Origin of the sequence: Streptomyces sp. CBMA123 (assembly GCF_014596465.1) — a bacterium.
Classification (GTDB): Bacteria; Actinomycetota; Actinomycetes; order Streptomycetales; family Streptomycetaceae; genus Kitasatospora.
In genome coordinates, this window is the sequence record NZ_MECK01000232.1 from 1 (window position 1) to 8,245 (window position 8,245).

Genomic DNA, 8,245 nt, shown 5'->3' on the forward strand with positions numbered 1-8,245 from the left:
GTCTGGGCGGCGGGCGACGTGGCCGCCTGGCCCGACCCGCGCACCGGCCGCCGCCGGCGCCTCGAACAGCGCACCAACGCCGCCGAACAGGCCCTGCACGCCGCCCGCGACCTGCTGGCCGGCCCGGACGGCGCCCGCCGCGCCTACGACCCGGTCCCGTACCTGTGGACCGACCAGTACGGCCTGCGGGTGCAGGCCTTCGGCAGCCCCGGCGCCGCCGACCGGTTCGAGGTGGTGGACGGCAGCCTCGCCGAGCACCGCTTCGCCGCCGCCTGCGTGCGCGAGGGCCGGGTCACCGGCGCGGTGGGCATCGCCGCCGCCCGGGCCCTGCGCACCCTGCGCGCCCAGGTCGCGGCCCGCGAGCCCTGGCCGCCCGTCACCGACCGGCGGGCCGCGCCGGTCGGCTGAGCGCTGCGCCTTCCCGAAGCGGCACGCCTTCCCGAAGCGGTACGCCCTCCCGAAGCGGTACGCCCTCCCCGGGCGGGAGGGCGTACTGGGCCACCCCCTCGCCCAGCGACCAGTCGGCGCAGGCGTTCTCGGTCAGGACGACGAACACGTTGCGCGGCTCGGTGCCCGCGTACTCCTCGGCGAGTTCGGCGATCCTGCGGTACAGCGCCCGCTTGCGCTCCTCCGCGCGCCCGGCGCGCAGCGTGACCGCCACGTAGACGATGCCCTCGTCGCGCCGCACCCCCAGGTAACCGCCGTAGCGCAGCGTGCCGTCGGCGCCGTCGTGGTCGGTGAGCACCTGGAAGTGGTCGTCCGGCGGGATCCCGAGCGTCTCCACCAGGGCCTGGTGCACGGCGCGCCCCAGGGCGTCGAGCCGCTGCGGACCGGCCCCCCACGTGTCGATGCGGACGAACGGCATGCCGACTCCCTCCCGGAACCCCAACTGTACCTACCAGTAGGTACAGCCCCGGGCGGCCCCGGGGCAAGAGCTGACCCGGCGATCCGGTGCGCAAATCGCTACATTGAGGACATTTGGCAGCTGTGCCAGGCACCGTGCGTCCACGCAAAGAAGGCCGACCGCCTTCGGAAAGGGTCCCCATGCACCCCGCCCTCAGCCCCGCCGTCCTCGCCGAACTGCGCCGGCCCCGGCCCTACCCGGCGGTGTCCATCCTGATGCCCACCCACCGCCGCGAACCGGACAACGCCCAGGACCCGGTCCGGCTGCGCAACCTGCTCGCCGAGGCGAAGGAGCGGATCCAGGCCGACCCCGAGGTCTCCCGGGCCGACCGGATCGACGTCATCGGACAGCTCGACAAGGCCCTCACCGAGGTCGACCTGGTGCACGCCGAGGACGGCCTCGCCATCCTCGCCGCCCCCGGAGAGCACCAGGTCTGGTCGTTCGCCCGCACCGCCCCCGCCCGGGTGGTCCTGTCCGACACCTTCCTCACCCGCAACCTGGTCTCCGCCCAGGCCGCCGAACGCCCCTACTGGGTGCTCGCCGTCGCCGCCGACCGGGCCGTGCTGTGGAGCGGCGACCAGGAGCGGGTCAGCGAGGAGACGGTGCACGGCTTCCCGCTGGCGCGCACCTTCGACAACCCCGACCCGGAACGCCGCGAGCGCATCGGCGACACCCCCAGCACCTTCCGCGACGAGGAGACCAAGACCTTCCTGCGCCAGGCCGACACCGCGATCGGCAAGGTGCTGGCCGCCGACCCCCGCCCGCTGTACGTCGTCGGCGACGCGCCCGCCCTCGCCCTGCTGGACGCCGCCGGCCCGATCACCAAGGAGGCCACCGCCCAGATCCCGCACGGCGGCCTCGCCCAGGCCGACGTCGAGACCGTCCGCCGGGTGGTCGGACCCGCCGTCCGCGCCCACGCCGACCGCGAGATCGGCGACACCCTCGCCCGGCTCGACAAGGCCCGCGGCCGCCAGGCGTTCGCCGCCGGCCTCGACGAGGTCTGGAAGGTCGCCGCCGAGGGCCGGATCGCCTCGCTGGCGGTCGAGGAGAACTACCGCGCCACCGTCCGCGACGACGGCGACCACCTCGTCCCCGCCGAGGCCGACGAGCCCGGCGCCCGCGAGGACATCGTCGACGAGGTCATCGAACGCGCCCTCGACACCGGCGCCCGGATCACCTTCGTCCCCGACGGCACCCTCGCCGACTCCGGCCGCATCGCCGCCGACCTGCGCTTCTGACCCACCCCCCCGCCGCGCCCGGGCCCCACCCCACCACCCGGGCGCGGAAAACGGGTTGGGCCCAGGGGCCGCCGGCTGCTACGGTCTGCGCAGCCGTGAGACGAACGCGAGGAGGTGAGACCCATGAAGGCTGCAACCGGGTGGGTGCTCCCCCTTGTCGTCACGGTGGGCGATTGACGTTGGTGTCGCCCGGGAGCGCCTCAGACAAGGCACTTCCGAAAGGCAACACCGTGAACTCTCCCCGTACCGCCCCGAACACCCCTGCCGTGACGCGGGTCTCGGACACCGAATGGCACGCCGTCGAGGACGGCCGGACGGTCGGCCGCGGCGACGCCTCGCGCCGGCCCGACGGGCGGCTGTTCGTCAGCATCGACGCCTGGCACGACGCCGCCTTCGAGCGCCTCGCCGCCGCCATGCCGGCCGACCTGCCGGAACCCCTGCACACCGTGGCCGACGAGGCCGACCAGGACGCGCTGTCCGCCTGGCAGCGGGCCGGCTTCACGCCGGTGCGCCGCGAGTGGGGCTACCTGGTGCCCACCGACCCGCAGATCACCGGCCTCGGCCCGGTACGGCCCCCGGCGGGCGTGACGATCGTGCCCGCCGGCCGGGCCGAGGAGGGCCCGCTGCGCGCTCTGGAACGCGTCATCCACGACGAGGTCGCGGCCGGCGCCGGCTGGCAGGCGGTGCCGGCCCAGGTACTGCCCCGCCCGGCCGGGACCATCGTGGTCGACCCCTCCCGGTACGCGGTGGCCCGTCAGGGCGACCGCTACGTGGGGCTGATCCGGGTGAACCCGCCGCGCCGCCCGCGGATCGGGCTGATCGCCGTCCGGGCCGCACTGCACCGCCGGGGCATCGCCCGGGCACTGCTGGCCCACGCGCTGGACGAGCTGCACCGCCACGGCACCGCCACCGCCTGGACCGAGGTGACGGAGACCGACACGGCCGCCACCGCCCTCTTCGAGGGCATCGGCGCCCGGCGCGACGGCAGCACCCTGGAACTCGTACGCCGCTGACCCCGACCCACCCCGCGGTCACCCCGACCGCACCGACATCGAACGAGAAGAAGAGGTGAGGACCATGACCAAGACGACGAACGGCATCGAAGTCGAAGGCACCGTCATCGAGTGCCTACGCAACGCCAACTTCAAGGTGGAACTCCAGAACGGGCACGTCGTGCTCGCCCACATCAGCGGGAAGGTCCGCAAGAACCACATCAAGATCCTCCCGCACGACCGGGTGCTCGTGGAGCTCAGCCCCTACGACCTCACCCGCGGCCGGATCCGCTACCGCTACCGCAACTAGCGGCAAAAGGGGCGGCCCGGCACGCTCCCCCGTGGCGTGCCGGGCCACCAGCGGTTCTGCCGGGCTGACGGGCCCGGGCGCACCTGCGGTGTTTCCTCGTGGAGGATGCCACTGTGCGCAGCGGCCGTGTTGGCACTGCGTCGCCACCTCCTTGGCATCGCGTCTACGGCCCGTCCGTACCGCCCCCCGCCAGCGCCCGCCGGCGGTGTTCGCGGGGTGAGAGCCCGTAGGCGGCGCGGAAGGCGCGGCTGAAGTCGTCGGCGCGGGGCAGGCCCCAGCGGGTGGCGACGGCGTGGACCGGGGTGGTGCGGTGGGCGGGGTCGGCGAGGTCGCGGCGGGCGCGTTCCAGGCGTTCGGCGCGGATCCAGGCGGCGAGGGTGGTGCCCTGGGACTGCCGGGTGAAGACCCGGTGGAGGTGGCTGACGGAGACGTGGTGGGCGGCGGCGATCACGGCCGGGGTGAGTTCGGGGTCGTGGAGGTTGCGGCGGGCGAAGGCCCGGACGTGCTCCGCGAGGGCCCGGTGCCGGGCCTCGTCCGGCAGCTCGGTCTCGGCGTCCAGCTCCCCGGCCACCCAGGCGGCCACCAGGTCGACCGCGACCGCGCCCAGCCGGTCCGCCGCGGCCGGGCCCAGGGCGGCGGCCTGCCGGTCCAGCCCGACCAGGAACTGCGCCAGCAGCGCGCAGGTGCCCTCCCGCACCGAGAACCCCCGGCCCAGCAGGTCCCGCAGCCGGTGCGGCGGCAGCGGCAGCAGCGACACCGGGAAGTCGATGCCCACGGCCTCGGTCCGCTGCTCCCCGCGGCCGGCGGCGGGCGCCCCGAGGGCCCGCACCTCGTACGGGTGCGAGCTGTCGGCCAGGTACAGATCGCCCCGCCCGAAGGTGCGGGTGTGCTCCCCGGCGCCGCGGGTGAGCGACAGCCCGCCGGCGAGCGGCATCGTCAGGTGGTACACCTCCGGGTCGGTGCGCCGCACCATGGCGGCGGTGCGCCGGAACCGGGTCGGCGGGAACGAGGACCGCAGGAGGGTCACCGGCCCCAGCTCCAGGCGCCGCATCTCCGCCCGGAAGTCATCGGCGTGGACGCTGGTCATCTCGCTGGCCCGGGTGCGCCCGATCAGCTCCCGCCAGCAGTCGAACTGCTCCCGCGCGGGCACACCCTCCCCCCGGAACACGCTTCCCGCTGCCGCGGCCACTCTGCGCCCCTCCCGCTCTGCTGCACGTCCCCGGCACGGACGGCCGGACCGTCGACCGTAGCCGATGCCCGCCCCGCCCCTGGTCACGGGTCCTACCGGGCCAGCAGAGCGCAGACGAAGTCCTCCTCGACGGCCCTCAGGCGTGCCAGCAGGCCGGGGTTGCCGGCCTGGTTGACCTGCGTGGTGACGGAGACGGTCAGGCTGCGCCGCCCGTCCGGGGTGCCCACGCCTGAACGCCTTCGCGGCGCTGGCCAGGCGCATGTGGTCGCCGGCCAGGGGCGGGCGGTCGGTGCCGGCCTGCGCGACCCCGGCCCACAGCACCCGGGTGCGCCCGTCCTCGCGCAGCACCGCGATGGCCCCGGGCGGGCCGTCCGGGCGCTCGACCAGCTCCTGCAGCCGGGTCCGCAGCGCCCGGTCGCCGTACTCCGCGCCGCCCCTGCGGGCAACGGCGGGAGCGCGGTGACATGACGGGGCCTCCGGACGGGCGACTCGGCGATCGGTGGTCGGACGACGCGAGGGCGGCGGCTGAGGGCCGCCGCCCCGGCGGCAAGGGATCACCGGTCGGCGGCGCCGGGAAACGGCCGGGCGCCCTCCGTGACCCACCTGGTCGAGTGCTGTCGAGGGAGCCTCGGGCCCGGGTCTCAGGCCTGGAACGGCCCCTCGTCGACGAAGGTGCGCAGCAGCCGGGCGAAGACCTCGGCGTCGGCCGCCGGCCAGGAGGCGAGGGAGTCCTCGATGCGGGCCGCCAGGCGGTCCCGGGTGGCCCGTACCGCGTCCTGTCCGGGGCCGGTGAGGACGAGCAGGGTGGCGCGCCGGTCGCCGGGGTCGGCCTCGCGGCGCAGCAGGCCGGCCTCCTCCAGCCGGTCGGCGCGGCGGGTCACGGTGGTGCGGTCCAGTCCGATCTCGCGGCCGAGGTCGGCGGCGCTGCACGCGCCGGTGCGGGCCAGGCCGCTGAGGACGGGGTAGGTGAGTTCGTCGACGGCTGCCCCCAGGCCGTCGGTCAGCTGGGCGTGGAGCCCGGTGCGGGTGCTGCGCCGCAGCAGCAGTCCCAGGGCCTCGGCGATCTCGTGTCCGGTCGGATTCGTCACCCCCTCAGATTAGCGTGCACCGGGCACGCTTTTCCTGTCGCATTAGATGAGTGCTTAAGGCGCGCATTCCGATTCGGTCCTCCGGAGGAACCCCGTGCGCCACACCGACATCACCACCGCCCTGACCGACCTGCTCCTCACCCCGGGCCTGGCCCGCATCGCCCACCTGCGCACGGTCGTGGCCGGCGGCTCGGTCGAGGTCCACGACGAACTCTCCGACGGCGACCGCTCCGCCGACCGCCACACCATGACGATCACCAAGACCGACGGCTCCACCGTCCGCATGGAGGTCTACCTCTTCGCCGAGTCCGCCCCCGACGGCCGCTCGTCCACGCCCTCGGTGTCGATGTGCGGCAGGACCTTGTCCAGGAAGCGCGGCGTCCACCAGGCCGCCGGGCCGAGCAGCGTCATCACCGCCGGCACCAGCAGCAGCCGCACCACCGTGGCGTCCACCAGCACGCTGACCGCCAGCCCCAGGCCCATCATCTTGATCACCACGTTGTCGCTGACGATGAACGCGGCGAACACGCTGACCATGATCAGCGCCGCACAGGTGATCACCCGGGCGGTGATCTCCAGCGCGTGCGCCACGGCGTCCTGGCTGCGCCCGGTGCGCAGCCAGAACTCGTGGACGCGCGAGAGCAGGAAGATCTCGTAGTCCATGCTCAGCCCGAAGACGATCGCGAACATCATCATCGGCACATAGCTCTCGATCGGGACCTTCCCCGCCACCCCGAGCGCCGGCCCGCCCCAGCCCCACTGGAAGACCGCCACCACCACCCCGTACGAGGCCGCGATCGACAGCAGGTTGAGCACCGCCGCCTTGACGGCGACCAGCAGGCCGCGGAAGACCACCAGGATGACCAGGAAGGCCAGCGCGACCACCACCGCGATGATCAGGACCAGCCGGCTGGAGACGATGTTCAGGAAGTCGACCTGGGCCGCGGTGTTGCCGGTCACGTACGTCTTCGCGCCGGTGCCGGCCACCGCGTCCGGCAGCACGGTGTCCGACAGGTGGTTGACCAGGTCGGTGGTGGCCCGGTCCTGCGGGGCGCCCGCCGGGACGACGGTGGAAAACAGCACCGCGCCGTCCGGACTGGTCTGCAGCGGGGTGGTGCTCGCGGCGCCGGGCAGGCCGGTGAGGGTCTGCTGCACCGCGCCCTGCACGCCCGCCCGCGATCCGGCGGGCACGGCGCTCTGGTCGACGACCACGGTCAGCGGCGCGTTCGCCCCCGGGCCGAAGGCCTCGGACACCAGGTCGTAGGCGCGCCGGTCGGTGAAGCTCGTCGGGTCGGCGCCGTCGCTGATGTGGCCCAGCTGGATCGAGAACAGCGGGATCGACAGCACCCCGAGTGTCACCACCCCGGCGACCAGGTACCGCCAGGGGTTCGCCTCCACCCGCCGGGCGTAGCGGTGCCAGCTGCCGCCGCCCTCCCCGTCGCCCCCGGCCTCGGCGATCGGGCGGCGCACCGCGAACCGGTCCATCCGGGGGCCGATCAGCCCCATCAGCGCCGGCAGCAGGGTCAGTGCGCCGAGCACCGCCGACACCACGGTGACCGCCGCCGCGGCCCCCAGCTTGGCGATGAAGGAGATGCCCGACACCGACAGCCCGGACAGCGCGATGATCACCGTGCAGCCGGAGACCAGCACCGCGCGCCCGCTGGTGGCCACCGCCTGCCCGGCCGAGGCCACCGGGTCCACCCCGTCCATCAGGTTCTGCCGGTGCCGGGTGAGCAGGAACAGCGCGTAGTCGATGCCGACCCCGATGCCGATCATCGTCGCCAGGGTCGGCGCGACGGTGGCGAACGTCGACAGCGCCGCGACCAGCCCCAGCGCCCCGAGCCCCACCACCGCCGCGACCAGCGCCGTCAGCAGCGGCAGCCCGGCCGCGATCGCGCTGCCGAACCCCACCAGCAGCACCACCACCGCCACCGCGAAGCCGATCACCTCGCTGGACCGGTCGTCCGCCGGCGGCCGGGCCAGCTCACCCAGCGGCCCGCCGTACTCCACCTGCACCCCGGCCTGGCGCAGCGGCGCGACCGCGGCGTCCACCCCGGCCAGGTAGTCGTGGCCCAGCAGTGCGGGCATCGTGTCGAAGCGGACGGTGATGTACCCGGTCAGCCCGTCGGGGGCCAGCGGCCCGCCGGGCGGGGCGGCCTGACCGGCCGGCGGCAGCGGACTCTGCGCGCTGATCACGTGCGGCAGCCGCTGGAGCGAGGCGACGGCCTGGGCGATCTGCGGCTGGAAGCCGGCCAGCTGCCCGGCGTCGTGCAGCACCACCTGGGAACTGGTGCCCGCGGCGGCCGGCTCGTGCGCCTGCAGCACGTCCCGGCCCTGCTGCGCCTGGGTGCCGGGCAGCGAGAAGTCGTCCGAGTAGGTGCCGCCGACCGTCCGGTTGGCGGCCTGGATGCCGGCCAGGGCGACGATCCACAGCACGATGACGATCACCGCGTGGCGTGCGCACCACTCGCCCAGGCGGCGCAGCGCCGCGCGGCGGGCGGGCGGCGGCGCGGCGGCCGGGGGG

Annotated in this window: 7 protein-coding genes and 3 pseudogenes; 5 read left to right on the plus strand and 5 right to left on the minus strand. The window is 74.9% G+C overall.

Going from position 1 to position 8,245, the window contains the following annotated elements; all coding sequences use genetic code 11:
• Positions 1–408: oxidoreductase C-terminal domain-containing protein (locus BG452_RS24435; RefSeq protein ID WP_317621203.1), on the plus strand; the 408-nt coding region annotated here is incomplete at its 5' end.
• Between the two features lie 79 nt (positions 409–487).
• On the opposite strand, the pseudogene BG452_RS24440 reads toward BG452_RS24435, so the two are convergent.
• Positions 488–865 (minus strand): annotated as a pseudogene (locus BG452_RS24440) (tautomerase family protein); the annotation flags it as partial.
• Positions 866–1,044: 179 nt separating this feature from the next.
• Between BG452_RS24440 and BG452_RS24445 the strand changes: the two are divergent.
• The 3 genes from BG452_RS24445 (at position 1,045) to infA (ending at position 3,444) form a co-directional block, all read left to right on the plus strand.
• Positions 1,045–2,142, plus strand: a complete 1,098-nt coding sequence (locus BG452_RS24445; RefSeq protein ID WP_188306511.1) for a chemotaxis protein — start codon at positions 1,045–1,047, stop codon at positions 2,140–2,142.
• A 230-nt stretch (positions 2,143–2,372) separates the two neighbouring features.
• A complete protein-coding gene (locus tag BG452_RS24450) occupies positions 2,373–3,155 on the plus strand; it encodes a GNAT family N-acetyltransferase (protein WP_188306512.1) in 783 nt (260 codons plus the stop codon).
• Between the two features lie 64 nt (positions 3,156–3,219).
• Positions 3,220–3,444, plus strand: coding sequence for a translation initiation factor IF-1 (gene infA, locus BG452_RS24455; protein WP_188306513.1), 225 nt, complete (start codon positions 3,220–3,222; stop codon positions 3,442–3,444).
• Positions 3,445–3,607: 163 nt separating this feature from the next.
• Here the strand turns inward: infA and BG452_RS24460 are convergent, their stop codons facing one another.
• The 3 genes and pseudogenes from BG452_RS24460 to BG452_RS24470 form a co-directional block, all read right to left on the minus strand.
• The gene (locus tag BG452_RS24460) at positions 3,608–4,633 is read right to left on the minus strand and encodes a helix-turn-helix domain-containing protein (RefSeq protein ID WP_411293005.1); all 1,026 of its coding nucleotides are present in this window, start codon (positions 4,631–4,633) and stop codon (positions 3,608–3,610) included.
• Positions 4,634–4,725: 92 nt separating this feature from the next.
• A pseudogene (locus tag BG452_RS47235) lies at positions 4,726–4,854 on the minus strand (peptidase S12); the annotation flags it as partial.
• 420 nt (positions 4,855–5,274) lie between these two features.
• Positions 5,275–5,721: a MarR family winged helix-turn-helix transcriptional regulator gene (locus tag BG452_RS24470; protein WP_188306514.1), complete on the minus strand. Its 447-nt coding sequence runs from the start codon at positions 5,719–5,721 to the stop codon at positions 5,275–5,277.
• Positions 5,722–5,815: 94 nt separating this feature from the next.
• Here BG452_RS24470 and BG452_RS45935 point away from each other — a divergent pair.
• A pseudogene (locus BG452_RS45935) lies at positions 5,816–6,046 on the plus strand (nuclear transport factor 2 family protein); the annotation flags it as partial.
• Here BG452_RS45935 and BG452_RS24475 read toward each other — a convergent pair.
• The coding region (locus BG452_RS24475; protein ID WP_411293006.1) for an MMPL family transporter at positions 6,013–8,245 on the minus strand (2,233 nt) is incomplete at its 5' end. The pseudogene BG452_RS45935 and the gene BG452_RS24475 overlap by 34 nt on opposite strands.